Genomic DNA, 24,015 nt, shown 5'->3' with positions numbered 1-24,015 from the left:
GCTCCTTCAGACCAGCACAAGGTTGTCGCGGTGCACCAGCTCCGGGCCGTCGACGTAGCCCAGCAGACCTTCGATGGCATCGGTCGGCTGGCCGATGATCTTCTGCGCCTCCAGGGCGCTGTAGTTGGCCAGGCCGCGGGCGATCTCGCGACCCTGCGGGTCCACGCAGACCACCATCTCGCCGCGACGGAAGCTGCCCTGGACCTGCTTCACGCCCACCGGCAGCAGGCTCTTGTGGTCCTCGGCGATAGCCTTGACCGCACCGGCGTCCAGCACCAGGGTGCCGCGCATCTGCAGGTGGCCGGCCAGCCACTGCTTGCGCGCGGCCTTGCGGCTCTGCTCAGGGGTCAGCAGGGTGCCCAGGCGCTCGCCGGAGCGCAGGCGGTCGAGCACGCGCTCGATGCGCCCGCCGACGATCACCGTGTGCGCGCCGGAACGCGCCGCCAGGCGCGCCGCGCGCAGCTTGGTCTGCATGCCGCCGCGGCCGAGGGCGCCGGCGCTGCCGCCAGCCACCAGGTCGAGCTGGGCGTCGTCAGCGCGGGCTTCGTAGATCAGCTGGGCTTCGGGGTTGTTGCGCGGGTCGGCGTCGAACATGCCGTCGCGATCGGTGAGGATCACCAGCAGGTCGGCTTCCACCAGGTTGGCCACCAGGGCCGCCAGGGTGTCGTTGTCGCCGAAGCGGATTTCGTCGGTGACCACGGTGTCGTTCTCGTTGATCACCGGGATCACGCCGAGGTCGACCAGGGTGCGCAGGGTGTTGCGGGCGTTCAGGTAGCGCTTGCGGTCGGACAGGTCGTCATGGGTCAGCAGCACCTGGGCGGTCTGCAGGCCATGCTGGCCGAAGCTGGACTCCCAGGCCTGCACCAGGCCCATCTGGCCGACGGCCGCCGCGGCCTGCAGCTCGTGCATGTCGCTCGGGCGGGAGACCCAGCCCAGGCGGCTCATGCCCGCCGCCACGGCGCCGGAGGACACCAGCACCAGCTCGACGCCCGCGCAGTGCAGCGCGACCATCTGCTCGACCCACACCGCCATGGCGTCGCGATCCAGCCCGCGGCCATCGGCCGTGAGCAGGGCGCTGCCGATCTTCACCACCCAGCGCCGCGCGCCGGTCACTTTCTCACGCATACATCAACCTTACGAAGTCAGGTTTCACCAGGTTGCTTCGGGACCGGCGCACGCGGCGCCGGTCAGGGCACGTAGAAGATTTCCGGCCCGTCGCCGTCGTCCTCGTCGTCGAAATCATCGTCGTCGTCGAGGTCGTCGGCATTCTTCAGGCCGGCACGGCGCAGCGCGCGCACGTCATCCAGGGCCTGCAGACGGGAACGCGCCTCGTCTTCGATGCGCTGGTCGAGTTCGGCCAGGGCCTCGCCGTAGGCCGGGTCTTCCTCGATGCGCAGGCTACGCTCGTCGAGGTACTTCATGATGTCCTGGCTGAGCGCCTCGGTGCCTTCGCGCTCCAGGGCGGAGATCACGTAGACCGGACCTTCCCAGCCCAGGCGCTCGACCACCTGCTGCTTGCGCCGCTCCTGCTCCTCGGGCTCGAGGATCTGGTCCATCTTGTTCAGCACCAGCCAACGGTCACGCTCGGTGAGCGCCGGGCTGAACTTGGCCAGCTCGTTGACGATGGTCTCGGCGGCATCGGCCGGGTCGCTCTCGTCCAGCGGCGCCATGTCGACGATGTGCAGCAGCAGGCGGGTACGCGCCAGGTGCTTGAGGAAGCGGATGCCCAGGCCGGCGCCTTCGGCGGCGCCCTCGATCAGGCCGGGGATGTCGGCGACCACGAAGCTCTTGAAGCGCCCGACGCTGACCACGCCCAGGTTCGGCACCAGGGTGGTGAAGGGGTAGTCGGCGACTTTCGGCTTGGCCGCGGACACGGCGCGGATGAAGGTGCTCTTGCCGGCGTTTGGCAGGCCCAGCAGGCCGACGTCGGCCAGGACCTTCAGTTCCAGCTTGAGGTCGCGGGCCTCGCCGGGCTTGCCCGGGGTGGTCTGCCGCGGCGCGCGGTTGGTGCTGGACTTGAAGCGGGTGTTGCCCAGGCCATGCCAGCCGCCCTGGGCGACCATCAGGCGCTGGCCGGGCTCGGTCAGGTCACCGATGACTTCATGGGTGCTAGCATCGATCACGGTGGTGCCCACCGGCACCGGCAGAACCAGGTCGTCGCCCTTGGCGCCGGTGCAGTCCTTGCTGCCGCCATTCTGCCCGCGCTGGGCGTCGAAACGGCGGGTGTAGCGGTAATCCACCAGGGTGTTCAGGCTCTCGTCGGCCTCGAGGAACACCGAGCCGCCGTCGCCACCGTCACCGCCGTTGGGGCCGCCCTTCTCGATGAACTTCTCGCGGCGAAAGCTCATGAGGCCATTGCCGCCGTCACCGGCTTTCACGTGGATGGATACTTCGTCGACGAATTTCATGGGAACGCCTCCCGCCAGCGTGGCGGGTTGAATAAGAAAAGGAGCATAGGATACAGCCAAGCCCGCGCAAACGCAGGAGCCCGGGATCCGTTGCCGGGAAACGCCAGAAACAAAAAAGCCCCGTCGCGAGACAGGGCTTTTTCAGTGAAGGCTCGCTTAGGCAGCGACGACGCTTACGTAGCGACGGCCGAAGGCGCCTTTCACTTCGAACTTGATCACGCCGTCGATTTTCGCGAACAGGGTGTGATCCTTGCCCATGCCAACGCCGTAGCCGGCGTGGAACTGGGTGCCGCGCTGACGCACGATGATGTTGCCTGCTTTGACAGCCTGGCTACCGAACAGCTTCACGCCAAGGCGTTTACTTTCGGAATCGCGGCCGTTGCGGGTACTACCGCCAGCTTTCTTGTGTGCCATGAGTCATATCCTCCAAAAAAGGAATTAGGCCTGGATGCCGGTGATCTTGATTTCAGTGAACCACTGGCGGTGGCCCTGACGCTTCATGTGGTGCTTGCGGCGGCGGAACTTGATGATGCGCACCTTGTCGTGACGACCGTGGGAAACCACTTCAGCGGTCACTTTCGCGCCTTCTACCACCGGCAGGCCGATCTTGACGTCATCGCCATTGGCGACCAGCAGAACGCGATCCAGGTTGATCGCTTCGCCGGTGGCGACGTCGAGTTTCTCGACCTTGAGGAATTCGCCTTCGGCGACTTTGTATTGCTTGCCGCCGGTAACAATAACTGCGTACATCTGGATGTCTCCGTTAGACCTGCTCACCCGACGCTTTATAGGAAGAGATATCGGTCGGCATGGCTGCATGGGGCCGGAAGGACGCCCGTGCAATTGCGTAAGGCAGGGTATGCCAGGGAAGTTCGGGGCCGCGATTGTACGCAAAGCCCTACGCGGACACAAGCCTTGCGGCGCTTTCCTTGACAGCCCCCACCCCGGCACCTAGCATGCCGCGCATTCTTCGAGGAGCGCCTTCGTAATATGCAACCCCAGGCTTTCTATCGGGTGGTGGCGGACGACTTCACCGCCGTCGACGGCATCATCCGTCGCCAGCTCAGCTCCCGCGTTCCCCTGGTCGAGAAGATCGGCGACTATATCATCTCCGCCGGCGGCAAGCGTCTTCGCCCGCTGCTGGTGCTGCTCAGCGGCAAGGCCCTGGGCTACTCCGGGGACGACCTGCGCCTGCTGGCCGCCACCATCGAATTCCTGCATACCTCCACCCTGCTGCACGACGACGTGGTCGACGCCTCCGGTCTGCGCCGCGGCCGCGCCACCGCCAATGCGCAATGGGGCAACGCGCCCAGCGTGCTGGTCGGCGACTTCCTCTATGCCCGCTCCTTCGAAATGATGGTCGAACTCGGCTCCATGCCGGTGATGCGCATCATCTCCCAGGCCACCCGGGTGATCGCCGAGGGCGAGGTGCTGCAGCTGACCAAGGTGCGCGACGCCAGCACTACCGAAGAAACCTACATGGAAGTCATCCGCGGCAAGACCGCGATGCTCTTCGAGGCCTCCACCCACAGCGCCGCCGCCATCGCCGGCGCCACCGCGGAACAGGCCGAGGCCCTGCGCCAGTTCGGCGACGCCCTGGGCATCGCCTTCCAACTGGTGGACGACCTGCTGGACTACCGCGGCGACGCCAGCACCCTGGGCAAGAACGTCGGCGACGACCTCGCCGAGGGCAAGCCCACCCTGCCGCTGATCGCCACCATGCGCGACGGCACCCCGGAGCAGGCGCAGTTGGTGCGCAAGGCTATCCAGCAGGGCGGCAGCCAGGACCTGGAAGGCATCCGCACCGCCGTGGAAGCCGCCGGCGCCCTGGACTACACCGCGAAGCTGGCGCGCGAATACGCCGCCCGCGCCATCGACTGCCTCAAGGCGCTGCCGGACAACGAGTACCGTGACGCGCTGATCGAGCTGAGCGAGTTCGCCGTCGCCCGCACCCACTGATCCACACGCGATCCGACGAACGCCCGCCCGGCCCTGCCGCGCGGGCGTTCTGCGTTATGCGCGGTTGATCCAGGCCATGGCATTGGTCGGTTGGTGGAAAAAAATTCTGCATAGGGGCTTGCTATCGAGATAATAAGAATTATTCTCATTAACTCGGCTACCAAGGAGATGCAGAGATGACCTACATGATCGATGCCTGGCTGGACCGCCCCCATCCCTATCTGCGCATCCTCAATCGCGATACCGGGGAAGTCTGCGCCCTGCTGCAGGAAGACGCCCTGGACGAGTTGCGCGAACAGGGCGGCCTGGACCTTCACGAACTGGGCACCAGCGAGCCGCAGGTGCTCAAGGAGCTGGTGCGCAACCTGTTCCTGTTCTGCTACGCCCGCGCGCTGCGTTGAACGCCGCGGCTGTTCGCGGGAGCGACGGGGCTTTCGTAGGAGCGGACCTTGTCCGCGATAGCCGGACGATCCGGCGCGATTCGCGGATGAGATCCGCTCCTACGCTGCCCCACCCACGCCATTCCCCTGTAGGAGCGCGCCCTGCGCGCGAATCGCGGGCAGGGCCCGCTCCTACAGTTCCGGGCGATGGCGGGATGAGCGCCGGCACTGCCGGCGGAATCGCGGATAAATCCACTCCTGCATCTCATCTGGCAAACATAACGACCCGTAGGGCCGTTCGCGAGCAAGCTCGCTCCTACGAAGAGCATGAGCCGGGGCGGGAGCGGGATGTACAGGTTTTTTTGCGATGGCGCAGGACGCGCCATCCGTGCGGCCGCCGCCCGGGAGGCGGCTGCACACTGGGGGCAACGTGGAGCCCCCTGCACGCCGCGGCGGCCAGGGACGGCCGCCGCGGGCTGCATCCATCAGAGGATGTCGAGCAGCTCGACGTCGAACACCAGGGTGCTGTGCGGCGGGATGCTGCCCACCGCCTGGCCGCCGTAGGCCAGCTCGGCCGGCACGTGCAGGCGCCACTTGCTGCCGGTGTTCATCAGTTGCAGGGCCTCGACCCAGCCGGCGATCACGCCGCCCACCGGGAACTCGGCCGGCTGGCCGCGCTGGTAGGAGCTGTCGAACACGCTGCCGTCGATCAGGGTGCCATGGTAGTGGGTGCGCACGGTGTCGTCGCGGGACGGCTTGGCGCCCTCGCCGGCGACCAGCACTTCGTATTGCAGGCCGGACGGCAGCACGGTGACGCCCTCGCGCTTGGCGTTCTCCACCAGGTAGGCCTTGCCTTCGGCGGCGGCCGCATCGGCCTTGGCCTGGGCTTCGGCCTGCATGCGCTGGCGGATCACCTGGAAGCTGGCGGACAGCTGCTCGGCGGGCACCCGGCTATCGGCACCGGCGAAGGCGTCGGAGAGGCCGGCCAGCACCGCGTCCAGGCTCATGCCCGGGACCGGGTTGGCACGCAACTGGTCGCCCAGCTGGCGGCCGACGCCGTAGCTGACGCGGGCTTCGTCGGTGGAAAGGTTGAGTTCGCTCATGGCGGGGCTCCGCTGGGTGAAAAAGGGCGGCCAGCCTAGCACAGTCGGCCGCCCCACCCCACCGCGACCTCAATGCAGCGGCATGGGCACGCCCTCGTCGTTCTGCGCGCTGCCGCTCTGCGAGCCGCACATCTCGTCCTGCACCGCGGCATGCACCAGTTGGAACGGAATCGGTGGCAACGCCGTCAGCAGTTGGCGGGCGTGCTCCAGCGAACGCACCCCGAGCACGTGCCCCTTGGCGTCCTGGATCGGGAAGAAACGCTGGCCCACGCGCGCCTCCAGCACGTAGATGCCGCCCTCCAGGGATACCAGGTTGAGTTCGTCGATATCCCCGGCGAGGGAACGGTTGGTCAGCTCTTGCAGGTTCATTGCGCACCTCCAGGGTAGGGTCCAACGCAGCCAGTCTGGTACAGCACGCCGGCTGCGCCCAGCGCAAACGACACCGCCCGTCAGTTGCGGCTGACGGGCGGTGCGCTGGAGGCGGCAAAAACGATCAGTGGTCGTGGCGCGTGGCCTTGTCCAGGTAGCCCATGGCGAACGCGGAAAGGACGAAGGTAAGGTGGATGATCACGTACCACATCAGCTTGTTGTCATCGACGTTCTTGGCGTCCATGAAGATGCGCAGCAGGTGGATCGAGGAGATCGCCACGATGGAAGCCGCCACCTTGTTCTTCAGCGAGCTGGCGTCCATCTTGCCGAGCCAGCTGAGCTTTTCCTTGCCTTCGGAAATGTCCAGCTGCGAGACGAAGTTCTCGTAGCCGGAGAACATCACCATCACCAGCAGGCCGCCGACCAGGGCCATGTCGATCAGCGACAGCAGCACCAGGATCAGGTCGGCCTCGGCGATGGAGAAGATGTCCGGCAGGATGTGGAAGATTTCCTGGAAGAACTTGATGGTCAATGCCAGCAGCGCCAGCGACAGGCCGATATAGACCGGCGCCAGCAGCCAGCGGGCGGCGTACATGCTGTTTTCGATGAAACGTTCCATGGCCTTCGCAAGGGGAGTTCAGAAATGGCGCAGGATTATAGCTGAAGGCCCGCGGCGAGTTATCCAGTTATTCTGTGGATAAATATGTGCAGGAAGGTGGGAAGAAACGCGCAAGCCCCCGCCCGCCGGGGATTCGCGGCGGTCGCTCAGAGACTGCGCAATGCGCCTTCAGGACTCGGGGTGAGACTGGTAGTCCCCGAAATTGCGCACGCGCTCACCATTGATGCGTCGCAGTTCGGCCTGCAGGTGCAGCTGCCAGATGGGCAGGTCGTCGGCGGGCACGTAGCCCTGCTGGGCCAGGCAGTCGGCGATGGCATCGAGCACGCCTTCTGCCACGAAAGGCCCGTAGAACGGGCCCTGGGCCTTGATGGCGGTGGGCTGAGCCCCCGCCATGCCCGCAGCGCAGAGCAGTGTCCAGAGTCCATTCTCTCCGGCCAGCGGCCTGATCACGCACTCGATGCGCGTGGTCAGCCCCAGACAGGGGCGGATAAGGCAGAGGTTACGCGGCATGGCGGCACCCTCGCGGTTGTCCTGTTTTCGAGCCTACACCCGGGGTTGACCTCGGGAAAGCCCGTTTTATCCACGATAGTTGTGGATATCGTTGTGGACACCACGGGGGCAAAGGCGCCCGACGAGCGCCATTGCTGGGGGGCCCGCCGCTGGTCAAGGACTGGCCAGCGGCAGCGGGCTCAGTCGCTGTCCTTCTTCTTGCGCGCCCGCTCCTTCTCCACCTGGGGCGCCTTGGCGGCTTTGGCGGCGGCCGGCGCGGCCTCCTTGGCGAGCTTCTCCTTGTCCTCCTCGTCCATGCCCATGGCGTCGATCTCCTTGAGGCGCTCGACCACCCGTGCATTGACGCTGCCGGCCGGGAACTGGCCCTTGGCATCCGGCGCGCCGGCCGGCTCGCCGACCAGCAGGCCCAGCGCCTCGTCGACGTGGCGCACCGCGTAGACGTTGAACAGGCCGTTGCGCACCGCCTGCAGCACGCGCTCGTCGAGCATCAGGGTGCTGACGTTGGAACGCGGGATGATCACCCCCTGCTCGCCGGTCAGGCCGCGGGCCTCGCAGAGGCGGAAGAAGCCTTCGATCTTCTCGTTGACGCCGCCCACCGCCTGCACCTCGCCGAACTGGTTGATCGAGCCGGTGATGGCGAAGCACTGCCGCAGCGGCGTGCGCGACAGCGCCGAGATCAGCGTGCAAACCTCGCCGAGCGAGGCGCTGTCGCCGTCGACGTAGCCGTAGGACTGCTCGAGCGCGATGCTCGCGGAGATTTCCAGCGGGTACTCCTGGGCATAGCGGCTGCCCAGGTAGCCGGTGAGGATCATCACGCCCTTGGAGTGGATCGGCTGGCCCAGGCTGACCTCGCGCTCGATGTCGACGATACCGCTGCCGCCCGGGTAGACGGTGGCGGAGATGCGCGCCGGCACGCCGAACACCGAGTCACCCACTTCCAGCACGGTGAGGCCGTTGCACTTGCCCACGGCGGCGCCTTCGGTGTCGATCAGCACGATGCCGGCCAGCATGTCGTCGAGAATCCGCGCCGAGACGCGGCCGGTGCGGGTTTCCTTGGCCTTGAGGGCGCGTTCGATGTGGCCCAGGTCGGTGACCGGCTCGTTGGCCAGCTGGCGGATGAAGTCCGCCTCGCTGACCAGTTGGAACAGGTCGCCGATGCGCGCCGACAGCCGCCCCTGGTGCTCGGCCAGGCGCGCGCTGTAGGTGGCCAGGCGCGCCACCGCGGTGGCGCTCAGCGGCGCCATGCCCTCTTCCGAGGTGCGCGTCTTGAGCAACTGGGCGAACTGTTCGAGGCTGTCCTCGGCCAGCGGGATGTCCTCGTCGAAGTCGACCAGCACGCGGAACATCTCCTGGAAGTCCGGGTCCAGGTCCTGCAGGGTGTAGTAGATCTGCCGCGAGCCGATGATGATGACCTTCAGGTGCAGCGGGATCACCTGCGGCGTCAGGCTCATGGCGGCCAGGCGGCCGAGTTCGGCCAGCGGCGACTCCATCTTCAGCTGGCGCGACTGCAGGGCGCGCTTGAGCGCGTCCCAGACGAAGGGCTCGCCCAGCAGCTTCTCCGCCTCCAGCACCAGGAAGCCGCCGTTGGCGCGGTGCAGCGCGCCCGGGCGCAGCTGCCGGTAGCTGGTGTAGAGGGCGCCCTGGTCGGAGGCGTATTCGATGCGGCCGAACAGGTTGTCGTAGGTCGGGTGCGACTCGAACACCACCGGCGCGCCGCTGGTGGTGTGGTGGCCGATCACCTGGTTGGGCGCGTACAGCTCCTGCAGCATCAGCTTGCGCTGGGCATCGCTGCGCTCGGTGTCCACCAACTGGTCGACCACGGTCTTCAGCAGGTTCAGCTGCATGGCCTGCAGGTAGGTGCACACGCCGCTGTTGTTGTTGTACTTCTCCACCAGCGGCGCCAGCAGCGGTTGCAGCGCGAGGGTGATGGTCTCCTCGTTGAGCTGACGCAGCTGGTTGCTGGACTCGCGCTTCCACTGCGGCAGGCTGGCCAGTTCCTCGTTGAGCTGTTCCTCGAGGTCGGCGATATCGGCGTGGAAACGCTCGCGCTCGGCCTCCGGCAGTTGGGCGAACTCGGCCTCGTCGAGGGCCTTGCCGTCCTTCATCGGGGTGAAGGCGATGTTCGCGCTGTCGCGGTACAGCGCCACGTCCTTGTCCAGGGCCAGGCGCTCGACGGTGTCCAGGGCCTTGTCGTAGCGCTGGTTGAAGGCGCGGTCGATGGCGCTCTTCTTCTGCTGGTAGGCCGGGTTCTCGAACACCGAGGGGAAGGTCGACAGCAGGTTGTCGATCAGTTGGTCGATGTCCGTGCCGAAGTCGGCGGCGCTGCCCGGCGGCAGCTCGATGGCGCGCGGCTCGCGGCCCTCCTCGAAATGGTTGACGTAGACCCAGTCGGCCGGCGTCGGCAGGCGCTTGGCCTCGGCCTTCAGATAGCGCTGTACGAAGGAGAAGCGCCCGGTCCCCGGCTCGCCCATGACGAACACGTTGTAACCCGGCCGCGGCATGGCCACGCCGAACTGCAGGGCCTCCACCGCGCGTTCCTGGCCGAGCACGCCGAGGAAGGGGTCCAGGTCGTCGGTGGTGGCGAAGGCAAACTGCTCGGGCGAGAAGGGACGGGTCAGTTCATCGGGCGCCAGGCGCAGGCCGGCGGCAACGGATTGGGGCATCGGAAATCCTTGCATCGGGCGGCGCGAGGCCGCGGAGAGTTGTCCGCATTCTCGCGCTGCCCGCGCGCCACTGGCAAGGCGCGCGCAAGGGCCGGTCGATCAGTGCTGCAGGTCGGCGCAGCGCAGACAGTATTCCGTGGCCGGCAGGGCGCGCAGGCGGCGGGGCTCGATGGCTTCGCCACAGCGTACGCATTGTCCGTAGGTTCCGTCCGCCAGACGCAGGCGCGCCAGGCCCACCAGGCGCATGCCCGCCTCGGCTTCGGCCAGCAGGGCCCGCAGCACATCGTCGTTCTCCCGCTGCTGGGCCTGCTCGGCGAAGTCCGGCGAGTGGGTCCGCGCCAGGTCGCTGCGGATCGCGGCGGCACGCTGGGAATATTCGCTGGCCAGCGCATCCAGTGCAGAACGGGGGTCGAAATCATCTACGGCCATGACGCCTCTCCGACGGACAAGGAACTGTTTCAAGTGTGGCCGGTTCCAAGGGAATCGCCGCTGATACCGATCAATAGCCTGTTGCGCAGAGCATGACGCAGTTCGCCCCGCGGTGGGATTGAGGGACATCGCGCCTTGACACCCTCAGGATATTCCTACAAAGCTCTGCCTGGCGCTGTTTGCTGTCAGCGGCTACGTACAGCCATGCATACGAACAAAGAGAGATACGCAGATGAAAAGGATTCTACTCGGTACCCTCCTCGCCACCGTTTCCATCGGCGCCTTCGCCGACGCCCCCGGCAGCGACGGCTGCGGCTGGGGCCAGATGCTCTTCAAGGGCCAGCGCGGCACCGCCACCCACGTGCTGGCGGCCACCACCAACGGCTCCTCGGGCAACAACACCTTCGGCATGACCACCGGCACCAACGGTTGCCACACCAATGGCGCGCTGACCTACGGCGGCAAGCCGATGATCGTGCTCAGCAGCATGATGGACGAGCTGTCCGAAGACATGGCCAAGGGTGACGGCGAAGCGCTGACCACCTACGCCGTGGTCCTGGGCGTGAAACCTGAAGACCGCGCGCACTTCGCCGAAGTGACCCACGAGCACTTCGCGCAGATCTTCAACAAGTCCGACGTCACCGCCGAGGACGTCTACGCCAACACCCAGGCCGTGCTGAAACAGGACACCCGCCTGGCCAAGTACGCCGAACAGGCCTGAGCCTGATGGCCCGCCCCACCGGGGCGGGCTCCCCTACCCCGACCCGCTAAGGTCCCCATGCCCAAACGCCTGTTGCCATGGCTGGCGCTGTGCGCCTGCGCATCCCTGCACGCGAGCCCCCAGTTTCCCGAATCCCGCCTCCAGGCCCTGGCCGCGCAGCCCTACTGGCTGGCCCTGGGGCACTACACGCCGAGCAAGCTGGGCGGCTGGCGCAGCTTCGTCGACGACGACAGGTTCTTCCTCGCCGAGGACGGCGACCGCTCGCCGGAGCATGAGCTCAAGGCCACCGTCGACGCCCTCTACGCCGCCCCCGGCCTCGGCGACAAGCATGCCCAGTGCGTCTACCCGGCGCGCACACGCTGGCTGAAGCAGCAATTGCAGTTGACCGGCCTGCCGCGGCCGGCGTGCAAGGAGTACGACACCTGGTACGGCGACATCAACCCGCACAGCGCCGTGCTGGTGTTCCCCGCCGCCTACCTGAACAGCCCCTCGTCGATGTTCGGCCACACCCTGCTGCGCATCGACCAGGCCGACGTCGACAGCAACAACACCGCCCTGCTCAGCTACGCGCTGAACTTCGGCGCCTACATCGAGGGCATGGACAACAGCATCCTCTACGCCTGGAAGGGCCTGATGGGCGGCTACCCCGGCCTGTTCGCCCTGGTGCCCTACCGCGAGAAGCTCTCCGAATACAGCCGCCTGGAGAACCGCGACCTCTGGGAATACCGCCTGAACCTCACGCCCGAGGAGACCGGGCGCATGGTCGAGCACGTGTGGGAACTCAAGCAGGTCCGCTTCAAGTACTTCTTCTTCGACGAGAACTGCTCCTTCCGCCTGCTCGAACTGCTGGAGATCGCCCGCCCCGGGGTGAAGCTGACCGACGAATTCCCGCTCTACGCCATCCCCACCGACACGGTGCGCGCGGTGAAGCAGGCCGGGATGATCGACAAGGTCGACTACCGCCCCTCGCGGGAGAAGGAACTGCTGGCCCGCGCCGAGCCGCTGGACGCCGGCGAGAAGCAGCTGGCCCGGCGCCTGGCCGACGACGACCGCCTGCTCGATTCCCCCGAATTCAAGGCCCTGCCCGCGCCGCGCCAGGCCCTGGTGCAGGACACCGCCTTCCGCCTGCTGCGCTACCGCGCCACCGGCAAGGAGCGCGACGAGGCCGACGCCGCGCGCAGCTACCAGCTGCTGCGGGCGATCAACCAGAACCCACCGCCGCCGGCCCAGGTGGAACGCCCGGGGCAGCCGGAGGAAGGCCACCAGTCGCTGACCTGGCAGCTCGGCGCCGGCAGCCGCGACGGCCAGGCCTTCGCCGACTACGGCCTGCGCATGGCCTACCACGACCTGCTGGACAACAGCTACGGCTTCCCCCAGGGCGCGCAGCTGGAACTGGGCGACCTGCGCCTGCGCCAGTACGAGGGCAACCGCTGGCAGCTGCAGCGCCTGGACCTGGTCAGCATCCGCTCCATGACGCCACGCAACGCCCTGCTGCAGCCGCTGTCCTGGCAGGTCACCGGCGGCTGGGAGCGGGTGCCGGGCAAGCACAGCGACGACGACCACGACACCCTGGCCGGCCACGTCAACGGCGGCGCCGGCGGCAGCTGGAAGCTCGCCGACGACCTGCAGGCCTACGCCCTGGGCACCGCGCGCATCGAGAACAACCCCGACTTCGCCGCGACCATAGCGCCGGCAGTGGGCTTCGACACCGGCGTGCTCTGGCGCAACCCGCTGGGCAACCTGGCCCTGGAGGGCAAGGGCGACTACTTCCACAACGGCGAGGTGCGCCGCAGCCTGAGCCTCGGCCAGCAGGTGGAACTGGGCCGCAACCTGGGCCTGCGGCTGTCCGCCGAACGCCAGTTCAGCCACCAGGCCGGGCCGGTCAGCGAGGTCATGCTGGAGTTGCGCTGGTACCATTACTGAATCGACGGATTCAGCGCCCGCCGCGATGGCGGGCGGGTAGCGCGCCATGAAAACCCCAGCCCCCACCCTGCTCGAAGTCGCCGGCGGCAAGCCGATCAAGCTCTGGACCCAGGGCGTGCCCGTGGAAGACGAGGCGCGCCAGCAGTTGATGAACACCGCGCGCCTGCCGTTCATCTTCAGGCACCTGGCAGTGATGCCCGACGTGCACCTGGGCAAGGGCTCGACCATCGGCAGCGTGATTCCCACCGTCGGCGCCATCATCCCGGCCGCGGTCGGCGTGGACATCGGCTGCGGCATGATCGCCGCGCGCACCTCGCTGCTCGCCGCCGACCTGCCGGACAACCTGCACGGCCTGCGCAGCGCCATCGAAAAGGCGGTGCCCCACGGCAAGACCTTCGGCCGCCACGACCAGGGCGCCTGGGGCGACGTACCGGCGCATGCCGACCAGGCCTGGAAGGGCCTGGCCCGGCGCTTCCGCGCCATCACCGACAAGTACCCGCGCCTGGAGAAGACCAACAACCGCCAGCACCTGGGCACCCTGGGCACCGGCAATCACTTCATCGAGGTCTGCCTGGACGAGGCCGGGCGCGTCTGGTTCATGCTGCACAGCGGCTCGCGCGGGGTGGGCAACGCCATCGGCTGCCTGTTCATCGAGCTGGCCCAGGCCGACATGCGCCAGCACCTGGCCAACCTGCCGGACAAGGACCTGGCCTACTTCGAGGAAGGCAGCCGGCACTTCGACGACTACGTCGAAGCGGTGGGCTGGGCCCAGGACTTCGCCCGGCAGAACCGCGAGCTGATGATGCAGGCGGTGATCACCGCGGCGCGCAAGGTGATCCGCAAGCCCTTCGAGGCCAGCCTGGAGGCGGTGAACTGCCACCACAACTACGTGCAGCGCGAGCAGCATTTCGGCCGCGAGGTGCTGGTCACGCGCAAGGGCGCGGTGTCGGCGCAGAAGGGCCAGCTGGGCATCATCCCCGGCTCCATGGGGGCGAAGAGTTTCATCGTCCGCGGCCTGGGCAACCAGGAGGCGTTCTGCTCCTGCAGCCACGGCGCCGGCCGCAGCATGAGCCGCACCCAGGCGAAGAAGCGCTTCAGCGTCGAGGACCAGGTGCGCGCCACCGCCCACGTCGAATGCCGCAAGGACAAGGACGTGATCGACGAGATCCCCATGGCCTACAAGGACATCGACGCGGTGATGGCCGCCCAGCGCGACCTGGTGGAAGTGGTGCACACCCTGCGCCAGGTGGTCTGCGTGAAGGGCTGAACGCCTGCGGCAAAGCCCCGCACCCCACCGCATGCCACGGGCTTGATCCCGGTCAAGTCGCCGCTTCGCCGGCTGGCCTCTCCTTGAATCAGAAAAGACCAATAGCCTGATAACGAGGAGAACACTCCATGCAGCCCCTGAAACTGGCCCTGGGCGGTTTATTGTTGGCCGCCAGCAGTACCGCCGCCCACGCCGACGCCTTGCGCGACCAGGCCAACGCCATCTTCAAGCCCATCCCCGAGCAGACCACCGGGCTGGACGCGGCCCAGGTGGAGCTGGGTCGCCAGTTGTTCTTCGAGCCACGCCTGTCGGCCAGCCACGTGATCAGTTGCAACACCTGCCACAACATCGGCACCGGCGGCGCCGACAACGTGCCGGCCTCCAGCGGCCACGCCTGGCAGAAAGGGGCGCGCAACTCGCCGACGGTGTTCAACGCCGTGTTCAACGTGGCGCAGTTCTGGGACGGCCGCGCCAAGGACCTGGAGGAACAGGCCAAGGGCCCGGTGCAGAACCCGGTGGAAATGCACAACACGCCGAAGAACGTCGAGACCACCCTCAGGAGCATGCCCGAGTACGTGGCGGCCTTCGAAAAGGCCTTCCCCGGCGACAAGCAGGCAACGAGCTTCGACAACATGGCCCGCGCGCTGCAGGCCTTCGAATCGACGCTGATCACCCCCGACTCGCGCTTCGACCAGTACCTCAAGGGCGACGACAAGGCCCTGGACGCCAAGGAGAAGAAAGGGCTGCAGGCCTTCATGAGCGCCGGCTGCATCAGCTGCCACAACGGCGTGAACCTCGGCGGCCAGGCCTACTTCCCGTTCGGCCTGGTGAAGAAACCCGACGCCAGCATCCTGCCCAGCGGCGACAAGGGCCGCTTCGCGGTGACCAAGACGCAGAACGACGAATACGTGTTCCGCGCCGCGCCGCTGCGCAACGTGGCCCTCACCGCGCCCTACTTCCACAGCGGGCAGGTGTGGGACCTGGAGGAAGCGGTGACGATCATGGGCACCGCGCAACTGGGCAAGCAACTGGATGCCGGCGAGGTGAGCGACATAGTCGCCTTCCTCAAGACCGTCACCGGCAAGCAGCCGCAGGTGGAATACCCGCTGCTGCCGCCGAGCACCGCCAGCACGCCGCGCCCGGTGGATTGACCAGGGGCCTCCCCCTGTAGGAGCAGGCCCTGCCTGCGATTCGCGCGTAGGGCGCGCTCCTACAGGGGAAAGGCGTAGGTGGCGCAGTGTAGGAGCGGATCTCATCCGCGAATCGCGCCGGAACCTTCGGCTATCGCGGACAAGGTCCGCTCCTACGGGTGGGAATACCGTGCTTCCCGGGAACTGTAGGAGCGAGCTTGCTCGCGAACCTGATACCCCGCAGCGGAGTTCGTTCGCGAGCAAGCTCGCTCCTACGAAAAGCACTTCGGTGCGCTCGCGTAGGATGGGTGGAGCGAAGCGATACCCATCGCCAACCGGTACGTAGGGCGTATAACCGTTCGCGGTTATACGCCGCTACACCTATCTCATGCCCGGCTTATTGATCGGGATCGAAGCGCCTCCGAAGCCAAATCCGGGCGCGCCTGGGACCAAGGCCAGGCGGCGTATAACGCGGAGCGTTATACGCCCTACGCCCCACCGGCCTTCGGCAGGTCAGACCACCCCTTGCGCCAGCATGGCGTCGGCGACCTTGACGAAGCCGGCGATGTTGGCGCCCTTCACGTAGTTGATCCGGCCGTTCTCCTCGCCGTGGGCGACGCAGGCGTGGTGGATGTTCTGCATGATGCCGTGCAGGCGCTGGTCCACCTCGCCGGCGCTCCAGTGCAGGCGCATGGCGTTCTGGCTCATCTCCAGGCCGCTGGTGGCGACGCCGCCGGCGTTGGAGGCCTTGCCCGGCGCGTAGAGGATGCCGGCTTCGAGGAAGATATCCACAGCCTCCAGGGTCGACGGCATGTTGGCGCCTTCGGCCACGCAGATGCAGCCGTTGGCCAGCAGGGTGCGGGCGTCCTCGGCGTCCAGTTCGTTCTGCGTCGCGCAAGGCAGCGCGATGTCGCAGGGCAGCGACCAGGGGCGCTGGCCGGCGAGGAAGCGCAGGCCGGGGCCGGCCATTTCGCTGAGACGGCCGCGGCGGACGTTCTTCAGCTCCATCACCTCTTCCCACTGTTCCAGGCTCAGGCCTCCCTCGGCGAACAGGGTGCCTTCGGAGTCGGACAGCGAGATCACCTTGCCGCCCAGTTCCATCACCTTCTGCGCCGCGTACTGGGCCACGTTGCCGGAGCCGGAGATGGCCACGCGCTGGCCGTCGAAGCCGCTTTCGCGGGCCTTGAGCATCTCCTGGGCGAAATACACGCAGCCGTAGCCGGTGGCTTCCGGGCGGATCAGGCTGCCGCCATAGGCCAGTCCCTTGCCGGTGAGCACCGAGCTGAACTCGTTGGCCAGGCGCTTGTACTGGCCGAACAGGTAGCCGATCTCGCGGGCGCCCACGCCGATGTCACCGGCCGGCACGTCCAGATCGGCGCCGACGTGGCGGTACAGCTCGCTCATGAACGACTGGCAGAAGCGCATCACCTCGGCGTCGCTCTTGCCCTTGGGGTCGAAGTCCGAGCCGCCCTTGCCACCGCCCATGGGCAGCGAGGTCAGGGAGTTCTTGAACACCTGCTCGAAGGCCAGGAACTTGAGCACGCCCAGGTTCACCGAGGGGTGGAAGCGCAGGCCGCCCTTGTACGGGCCGATGGCGCTGCTCATCTGTACGCGGAAGCCGCGGTTGACCCGCACCCGGCCCTGGTCGTCGACCCAGGGCACGCGGAACAGGATGGCGCGTTCGGGCTCGACGATGCGCTCGAGGATGCCGGCCTGCTGGTAGCGCGGGTTGGCTTCGAGGAATGGCCAGAGGGAACGCAGCACCTCTTCCACCGCCTGGTGGAATTCGGGCTGATCGGGGTCGCGCCGCTTGAGGCGCTCGAGGAACGAGTCAACGGATTGCGTCATGTCTACACCGGTCTTTCTGATTATGGGCGGGGCCCTTTTGCGGCGAGACTCTAACAACCGATATCGCACCGAGACAGTGCGACATGACGCCTTTATGAATCTTTTTGGTGCAAATCTGTAAGAAAGCCCTTTCAGCTACTGGGCTGCAGCAAGTATTTCAAAACATTTCAAACAGCTTCGTACACCTACGAAAACGGGGCCCGAAGGCCCCGTCTGTCGTGAGAAGCGGCTTACGCCAGCTTCTTGTAGCGCACGCGGTGCGGCTGCGCGGCAGCCTCGCCCAGTCGCTTCTTGCGGTCGGCTTCGAACTCGGTGTAGTTGCCTTCGAAGAAGGTCACCTTGCCGTCGTCCTCGTAGGACAGGATGTGGGTGGCGATACGGTCCAGGAACCAGCGATCGTGGGAAATCACGATGGCGGCGCCGGGGAAGTCCAGCAGCGCCTCTTCAAGGGCGCGCAGGGTTTCCACGTCGAGGTCGTTGGACGGTTCGTCGAGCAGCAGCACGTTGCCGCCCTGCTTCAGGGTCAGGGCCAGGTGCAGGCGGCCACGCTCACCACCGGAGAGGTCCTTGACGAACTTCTGCTGGTCGGCACCCTTGAAGTTGAAGCGGCCGACATAGCTGCGCGAGGGGACTTCGTAGTTGCCGATCCTGATCTGCTCGAAGCCGTCGGAAACCTGCTCCCAAACGGTCTTGGTGCCTTCCAGGCTGTCGCGGCTCTGGTCGACGCTGGCGATCTGCACGGTATCGCCGATCTCGATGGTGCCCGAGTCCGGTTGTTCCTTGCCGGTCAGCATGCGGAACAGGGTGGACTTGCCCGCGCCGTTGCCGCCGATCACGCCGACGATGGCGCCCTTGGGGATGCTCAGCGACAGGTCGTCGATCAGCACGCGGTCGCCGTAGCCCTTGCAGACGTTGTGCAGCTCGATGACCTTGTCGCCCAGGCGCGGGCCGGCCGGGATGTAGATTTCGTTGGTCTCGCTGCGCTTCTGGAATTCCTGCGACTGCATTTCCTCGAAGCGCTGCAGACGGGCCTTGGACTTGGCCTGGCGGCCCTTGGCGCCCTGGCGCACCCACTCCAGTTCGGCCTTCATGGCCTTGGCGTGGGAGGCCTCCTGCTTGGCTTCCTGGGCCAGGCGGCTGGCCTTGGATTCCAGCCAGCCGGAGTAGTTGCCTTCGAAGGGGATGCCGTGGCCGCGGTCCAGTTCGAGGATCCAGCCGGCGACGTTGTCGAGGAAGTAGCGGTCGTGGGTGATCGCCACCACGGTGCCGGGGAAGTCGTGGAGGAAGTGTTCCAGCCAGGCGACGGAGTCGGCGTCCAGGTGGTTGGTCGGCTCGTCCAGCAGCAGCATGTCGGGGGCCGACAGCAGCAGGCGGCACAGCGCCACGCGGCGCTTCTCGCCACCGGAGAGGTGTTCGATCTTCGCGTCCCACGGCGGCAGGCGCAGGGCGTCGGCGGCGACTTCCAGCTGGCGCTCCAGGTTGTGGCCGTCGGAGGAATGGATGATGGCTTCCAGCTTGGCCTGCTCGGCGGCCAGGGCGTCGAAGTCGGCGTCCGGCTCGGCGTAGGCGGCGTAGACCTCGTCCAGGCGGGCCTGGGCCTGCTTGACCTCGTCCACCGCTTCCTCGACCACGTCGCGCACGGTCTTCTGCGGGTCGAGCTGCGGCTCCTGCGGCAGGTAGCCGACCTTGATGCCCGGCATCGGGCGGGCTTCGCCCTCGATCTCGGTGTCGACGCCGGCCATGATGCGCAGCAGGGTGGATTTACCCGCGCCGTTCAGGCCCAGCACGCCGATCTTGGCGCCGGGGAAGAACGACAGGGAGATGTCCTTGAGGATTTCACGCTTGGGCGGCACGACCTTGCCGACCCGGTGCATGGTGTAGACGTATTGAGCCATGGATACCTAGCTTCTGGGATGAAAGAGTGAATGGCCGTCATGGCTGTCGCGGCCGGCGGGCCGGTGCGCCCCGGCATTCGGGGCGCGACCATTGGCCGCGGGCGACGGGCGAGGCGGGCGACGGCAGGGCCGGACTCGCGGAAACAGGGCGCAGCGTTCAACGCGCGCGTGCGGCAAAGCTACCGGAATGGACCGTGAAGGGCAAACGACGCTCGTCGGCGATACTGGCACTTGGCCCTGCTTCCGGGCATGCTACTGCGCGCCGAACCCCGTCGCCCCGTTCCAGGTAGCCGCTCCTTGTCCAGACCTCCCCGCCCTCCGGCCAGCCTGGCCCGGCCTGAACGGCTGGCCATCAGGAGCGCCCTGCTGCTGGTGCCGCTGATGCTCGGCCTGCTGCTCTGGCAGCTGGGCCAGGAATACTTCGGCCAGGCGCGGCTGGAGCGCGAGCGCGTGGTGCACCAGAGCCAGGAACTGGCGCACCAGCTGTCCCTGGCCCTGGAACTCAAGGCCCTGGCCGCGCGCAGCCTGGCGCTGCAACGCCTGGGCCGCGGCGAGGAGCCGGCGCTGCTGCTCGACGACCTGCGCCAGGTCTACCCCGCCCTGCGCAGCCTGGCCTGGTACGCGGCCAGCGGCGCCAAGCAACTGGACACCGCGCCGGACAGCGGCGACGACGCCTTCATCGCCGGCCTGCGCCAACGCGCCGGCGCCAGCCCCTTCCACTACGCCTACAGCGACGCCGATGGCGGTCACTTCTACCTGCTGCTGCGCCTCCAGGACGCCGGCGGCCCCTTCGCCGTGCTCCGCCTGGACGCCGCCGAGGCGCGCCGGCAATGGACCGGACGCATCCTGGACGGCGGCCACGCCTGGGTGCTGGAAGATGAGGTCGGCCACCCGATCCTGGCCGCGCCCGACGAGCCGACCGACGCCGCGCCGGAAAGCGTCGAAGCGCCGGCGCTGAAGGTCGCCAACAGCGACTGGCAGGTCCGCCCGCTGGTCGATGCGCCCGTCCTGCAGCCCAGGCTGCCGCCGCGCCTGCTCGGCGAGCTGGGCCTGCTGCTGTTGCTGGCCGGCATCAGCTGCGCCGCCCTGCTGCGCCTGCAACGCGAACAACAGAGCCTGCGCGCGCAGACCGCCGATTCGCAGTCGCGCCTGCGCCAGGCCGCCCAGGCCCTGGCGGCGGTGGACGAGCGGGTGCTGGTGACCAGCGCCGACGGCCGCCTGGTCTATCTCAACCCGCCGGCGGAGCGGCTGCTGGGCGTGAGCGCCGAAGACGCCCCGCAGCACCATCTCGCCCGCCTGCTGCCGGAACTGGAACGGCAGAGCGGCGAAGGCCAGCCATCGGGCACCCAGCACGTCACCCTGGAACGCAACGGCCGCCGCCGGCGCTATGCCGTCAGCCGCCATCCGCTGGAAGAATCCCCGCCGGGCGAGGCGCCCGGCTGGGTGCTGCGCGGCCAGCAGGCGCCGGGCGGGCACGTCTGGGTGCTGCGCGACGTCACCGAGGAACAGCGCTCGCTGCAGGTGCTGGAAGAAACGCGGCGGCGCTACCAGGACATCTTCGACGGCGTCGGCGTGGCGCTCTGCGTGCTCGACCTCTCGGACCTGCAGCGCTTCTTCACCGACAACGGCCTGCGCGAGCCGGGCCGCCTGGAGGCCTGGCTGGATCGCCGCGAGGAACACTGGCCGCAGCTGCTGCGGCTGATCCGCATCAGCGAGGTCAACGAGGTGGCGCGCCGGCTGTTCGGCGTGGAGAGCGGCGAGCAGGCCTGGCGGCGCCTGATCAGCGACAGCCCGCGGCGCCCCGGCAGCGCGCGCGCGCACATCATCGAGGCGATCCTCTGCGGCACCGGCCCCATCGAGCAGGAAGTCGCCATCCGCACCGGCCAGGGCGAGCTGCGCCACTTCTGGCTGCAGCTGCGCATCCCCGAGCACCTGCCGGACTACCGCGCGGTCACCCTGAGCCTGTCCGACATCAGCAGCCGCAAGCAGGTCGAGCTGTCGCTGATCGAGCGCGAGAAGTTCTGGTCCGACGCCGTGCGCGCGGTGCCCGACACCCTCTACATCCACGACATCACCGCGCGCCGGGTGATCTTCAGCAACCACCACCTGGGCAGCCAGCTGGGCTACGGCAAGGACGAGCTGGAGCAGATGGGCGAGCGCTTCTGGGAATGCCTGCTGCACCCGGACGACGTCGAGTACTACTGGCGCGTGCGCAACCTGCAACAGGTGATCGGCGACAACCTGCTGCTCGACAGCCTGCTGCGCTGGCGCCACCGCGACGGCAGCTGGCACTGGTTCGACATCCGCGAGCAGGCCTTCAGCCGCGACGCCGACGGCCGCGTGGCGCGCCTGATCGGCGTGGCCAAGGACATCACCGACACGGTGGAGGCGAACAACTCGCTGCGCGAGAGCAGCCGCCGCTACCAGATGCTGGCGGAAAGCATCAGCGACGTGATCCTCACCACCGATGCCCAGCTGAACATCGACTACATCAGCCCGTCGATCGAGCAGACCTTCGGCTACAGCCCGGCCTGGCTGCTGCACAACGACCTGCAGCAGATCGCCGCCAACCCGGCGCAGCTGGGGCGCCTGCACGACCTGCTGGAGCGCGTGCGCGACGCCATAGGCGCGCCGCGCCGGCTGGCCGCCCTGCGCGAATCCAGCGCGGTGCACCTGTTCACCTTCGACTGCCTGCGCGCCGACGGCCGCAAGGTCCCGGTGGAGCTGCGCATCGCCCTGATGTGGGACGACAACGGGCGCTTCGTCGGCCTGCTCGGCGTGGCCCGCGACATCAGCCAGCAGCGCCGCGCCGAGCGCGAGATGCGCATGGCCGCCACCGTGTTCGAGCATTCCACCGCGGCCATCATGGTCACCGACCCGGCCGGCTACATCGTCCAGGTCAACGACTCCTTCTCGCGCCTGACCGGCTACAGCGCCGCCGAGGTGCTCGACCAGCAGCCCCGCCTGCTCACCGCCGACCAGCAGGAAGCCAACCAGCTCAAGCACGTGCTCGACAGCCTGCAGCGCAGCGGCAGCTGGGAGGGCGAGATCCTGCAGAAACGCAAGAGCGGCGAGCTGTACCCGTCCTGGGTGGGCATCACCGCGGTGCAAGACGAGGAAGGCGACCTGGTCAGCTTCGTCTGCTTCTTCAGCGACATCAGCGAGCGCAAGGCCAGCGAGCGGCGCATCCACCGCCTGGCCTACTACGACGCCCTCACCCACCTGCCCAACCGCACGCTGTTCCAGGACCGCCTGCACACCGCGCTGATGCAGGCCGAGCGGCACCGCCAGTGGGTGGTGCTGATGTTCCTCGACCTCGACCGCTTCAAGCCGATCAACGACTCCCTGGGCCACGCCGCGGGCGACCGCATGCTCAAGGAAGTGGCCGAGCGCCTGAACCAGTGCGTCAGCGACAACGACACCGTGGCGCGCATGGGCGGCGACGAGTTCACCCTGCTGCTGCCGGGCCTGGAGGACCGCGACAAGGCGCTCAAGCGCGCCATCCAGGTGGCCGAGCGCATCCTCGCCAGCCTCGCCCGGCCCTTCACCCTGGAAGGCCGCGAGTTCTTCGTCACCGCCAGCATCGGCGTGGCCCTGTCGCCGCAGGACGGCGCCGAGCTGAGCCAGTTGATGAAGAACGCCGACACCGCCATGTACCACGCCAAGGAAGTGGGCAAGAACAACTTCCAGTTCTACCAGGCCGAGATGAACGCCCGCGCCCTGGAGCGCCTGGAGCTGGAAAGCGACCTGCGCCGCGCCATCGAGCAGGACGAATTCATCCTGCACTACCAGCCGCAGTTCACCGGCGACGGCCGCCGCCTCACCGGCGCCGAGGCCCTGCTGCGCTGGCAGCACCCCACGCGCGGGCTGATCGCGCCGGCCGAGTTCATCCCGGTGCTGGAGGAACTGGGGCTGATCGCCCAGGTCGGCGACTGGCTGCTGGCCGAGGCCTGCCGGCAGATCCGCATCTGGCACCGCGACAAGGTGCGGGTGCCCAAGGTCTCGGTGAATCTCTCGGCGCGGCAGTTCGCCGATGGCCAACTGGGCACGCGCATCGCCGGCATCCTCATGGAGACCGGCATCCCGCCGGCCTGCCTGGAGCTGGAGCTGACCGAAAGCATCCTGATGAGCGACGTGTCCGAGGCCATGCACATCCTCTCCGGCCTCAAGCGCCTGGGCCTGGCCATCGCGGTGGACGACTTCGGCACCGGCTACTCGTCGCTGAACTACCTCAAGCAGTTCCCCATCGACGTGCTGAAGATCGACCGCAGCTTCGTCGACGGCCTGCCCCACGGCGAGCAGGACGCGCAGATCGCCCGCGCCATCATCGCCATGGCCCACAGCCTGAACCTGATGGTGATCGCCGAGGGCGTGGAGAGCCAGGCGCAGCTGGACTTCCTGCGCGAGCACGGCTGCGACGAGGTGCAGGGCTTCCTGTTCGGCCGGCCGATGACCGCCGAGCAGTTCGCCGCGCTGTTCTCCAGCAATGCGCTGTTCCTGCTCGGCTAGCGCCAGGATTCCCCTGTACGGGCAGGCACGGCTTCTCGTAGGAGCGAGCTTGCTCGCGAATGAGCCCCCGCTGCGGAATCTGTTCGCGAGCAAGCTCGCTCCTACACCATGCCCCCGGCGCCACCTGTGGGAGCGCGCCCTGCGCGCGAATCGCGGGCAGGGCCCGCTCCTACAGCGCTCCCCCCGCGTGAATCCCGCTTGTCCGCCACATGACCGCCTTTCATATGCCAGCGCGCGCGCCCTGGGTTAGAATGCGCCCCTTTCCCAGCACCGATCCTTATG

Annotated in this window: 19 protein-coding genes; 7 read left to right on the top strand and 12 right to left on the bottom strand. The window is 67.6% G+C overall.

The genetic code is table 11. From position 1 onward, the window contains the following. Nucleotides 1-6 precede the first annotated feature (6 nt). The 4 genes from proB to rplU form a co-directional block, all read right to left on the bottom strand. Nucleotides 7-1,125, bottom strand: a complete 1,119-nt coding sequence (gene proB / locus BM060_RS03865) for a glutamate 5-kinase (RefSeq protein WP_009617553.1) — start codon at nt 1,123-1,125, stop codon at nt 7-9. Between the two features lie 62 nt (nt 1,126-1,187). Further along, on the bottom strand, nt 1,188-2,408 hold the full coding sequence (gene cgtA / locus BM060_RS03860) for an Obg family GTPase CgtA (RefSeq protein WP_074977441.1): 1,221 nt from the start codon (nt 2,406-2,408) through the stop codon (nt 1,188-1,190). A 156-nt stretch (nt 2,409-2,564) separates the two neighbouring features. After that, nucleotides 2,565-2,822 (bottom strand): 50S ribosomal protein L27, encoded by a 258-nt coding sequence (gene rpmA / locus BM060_RS03855; RefSeq protein WP_009617551.1) that lies wholly within the window; start codon nt 2,820-2,822, stop codon nt 2,565-2,567. A 24-nt stretch (nt 2,823-2,846) separates the two neighbouring features. Further along, the gene (rplU, locus tag BM060_RS03850; RefSeq protein WP_009617549.1) at nt 2,847-3,158 is read right to left on the bottom strand and encodes a 50S ribosomal protein L21; all 312 of its coding nucleotides are present in this window, start codon (nt 3,156-3,158) and stop codon (nt 2,847-2,849) included. Between the two features lie 240 nt (nt 3,159-3,398). Here rplU and BM060_RS03845 point away from each other — a divergent pair, with 240 nt between their 5' ends. Both BM060_RS03845 and BM060_RS03840 read left to right on the top strand, forming a co-directional pair. Continuing rightward, a complete protein-coding gene (locus BM060_RS03845; protein ID WP_074977439.1) occupies nt 3,399-4,367 on the top strand; it encodes a polyprenyl synthetase family protein in 969 nt (322 codons plus the stop codon). Nucleotides 4,368-4,543: 176 nt separating this feature from the next. Beyond that, nucleotides 4,544-4,768 carry a PA4570 family protein gene (locus BM060_RS03840; RefSeq protein ID WP_009617547.1) on the top strand — a complete coding sequence of 75 codons (225 nt, stop codon included), beginning with the start codon at nt 4,544-4,546 and terminating at the stop codon, nt 4,766-4,768. Nucleotides 4,769-5,232: 464 nt separating this feature from the next. Here BM060_RS03840 and bamJ read toward each other — a convergent pair whose 3' ends face one another. From bamJ to BM060_RS03810, 6 genes are all read right to left on the bottom strand, one after another. Next, nucleotides 5,233-5,850, bottom strand: a complete 618-nt coding sequence (gene bamJ / locus BM060_RS03835; protein ID WP_009617545.1) for a BamJ family beta-barrel-assembly machinery protein — start codon at nt 5,848-5,850, stop codon at nt 5,233-5,235. Nucleotides 5,851-5,919: 69 nt separating this feature from the next. Beyond that, nucleotides 5,920-6,219 (bottom strand): DUF6482 family protein, encoded by a 300-nt coding sequence (locus BM060_RS03830; protein WP_009617543.1) that lies wholly within the window; start codon nt 6,217-6,219, stop codon nt 5,920-5,922. A 124-nt stretch (nt 6,220-6,343) separates the two neighbouring features. Continuing rightward, the gene (locus BM060_RS03825) at nt 6,344-6,838 is read right to left on the bottom strand and encodes a TIGR00645 family protein (protein ID WP_064581933.1); all 495 of its coding nucleotides are present in this window, start codon (nt 6,836-6,838) and stop codon (nt 6,344-6,346) included. Between the two features lie 168 nt (nt 6,839-7,006). Next, nucleotides 7,007-7,348: a PA4575 family protein gene (locus BM060_RS03820; protein WP_009617539.1), complete on the bottom strand. Its 342-nt coding sequence runs from the start codon at nt 7,346-7,348 to the stop codon at nt 7,007-7,009. A gap of 179 nt (nt 7,349-7,527) precedes the next feature. Continuing rightward, nucleotides 7,528-10,011: a Lon protease family protein gene (locus BM060_RS03815; RefSeq protein WP_074977436.1), complete on the bottom strand. Its 2,484-nt coding sequence runs from the start codon at nt 10,009-10,011 to the stop codon at nt 7,528-7,530. A 99-nt stretch (nt 10,012-10,110) separates the two neighbouring features. Beyond that, nucleotides 10,111-10,440, bottom strand: coding sequence for a TraR/DksA family transcriptional regulator (locus BM060_RS03810; protein ID WP_009617535.1), 330 nt, complete (start codon nt 10,438-10,440; stop codon nt 10,111-10,113). A gap of 232 nt (nt 10,441-10,672) precedes the next feature. On the opposite strand from BM060_RS03810, the gene BM060_RS03805 reads away from it, so the two are divergent. The 4 genes from BM060_RS03805 (at nt 10,673) to BM060_RS03790 (ending at nt 15,502) form a co-directional block, all read left to right on the top strand. Further along, complete coding sequence (locus BM060_RS03805; RefSeq protein WP_009617533.1) at nt 10,673-11,161, top strand: DUF3015 domain-containing protein; 489 nt, start codon at nt 10,673-10,675, stop codon at nt 11,159-11,161. Nucleotides 11,162-11,218: 57 nt separating this feature from the next. Further along, nucleotides 11,219-13,084 (top strand): Lnb N-terminal periplasmic domain-containing protein, encoded by a 1,866-nt coding sequence (locus tag BM060_RS03800; protein WP_074977434.1) that lies wholly within the window; start codon nt 11,219-11,221, stop codon nt 13,082-13,084. A 46-nt stretch (nt 13,085-13,130) separates the two neighbouring features. Then, nucleotides 13,131-14,351, top strand: a complete 1,221-nt coding sequence (locus BM060_RS03795; protein WP_074977432.1) for an RtcB family protein — start codon at nt 13,131-13,133, stop codon at nt 14,349-14,351. A 128-nt stretch (nt 14,352-14,479) separates the two neighbouring features. Next, nucleotides 14,480-15,502 carry a cytochrome-c peroxidase gene (locus BM060_RS03790; RefSeq protein WP_074977430.1) on the top strand — a complete coding sequence of 341 codons (1,023 nt, stop codon included), beginning with the start codon at nt 14,480-14,482 and terminating at the stop codon, nt 15,500-15,502. Between the two features lie 492 nt (nt 15,503-15,994). Here BM060_RS03790 and gdhA read toward each other — a convergent pair whose 3' ends face one another. Continuing rightward, a complete protein-coding gene (gdhA, locus tag BM060_RS03785) occupies nt 15,995-17,329 on the bottom strand; it encodes an NADP-specific glutamate dehydrogenase (RefSeq protein WP_074977429.1) in 1,335 nt (444 codons plus the stop codon). A gap of 230 nt (nt 17,330-17,559) precedes the next feature. Further along, nucleotides 17,560-19,224, bottom strand: a complete 1,665-nt coding sequence (gene ettA, locus BM060_RS03780; RefSeq protein WP_074977426.1) for an energy-dependent translational throttle protein EttA — start codon at nt 19,222-19,224, stop codon at nt 17,560-17,562. 249 nt (nt 19,225-19,473) lie between these two features. Here ettA and BM060_RS03775 point away from each other — a divergent pair, with 249 nt between their 5' ends. Next, complete coding sequence (locus BM060_RS03775; RefSeq protein WP_370686608.1) at nt 19,474-23,733, top strand: sensor domain-containing protein; 4,260 nt, start codon at nt 19,474-19,476, stop codon at nt 23,731-23,733. Nucleotides 23,734-24,015 lie beyond the last annotated feature (282 nt).

It is taken from the genome of Pseudomonas citronellolis, assembly GCF_900112375.1.
GTDB lineage: Bacteria > Pseudomonadota > Gammaproteobacteria > Pseudomonadales > Pseudomonadaceae > Pseudomonas > Pseudomonas citronellolis.
Note: the sequence above shows the minus strand (reverse complement) of the source record. Positions and strands in the feature narration are given on the sequence as shown.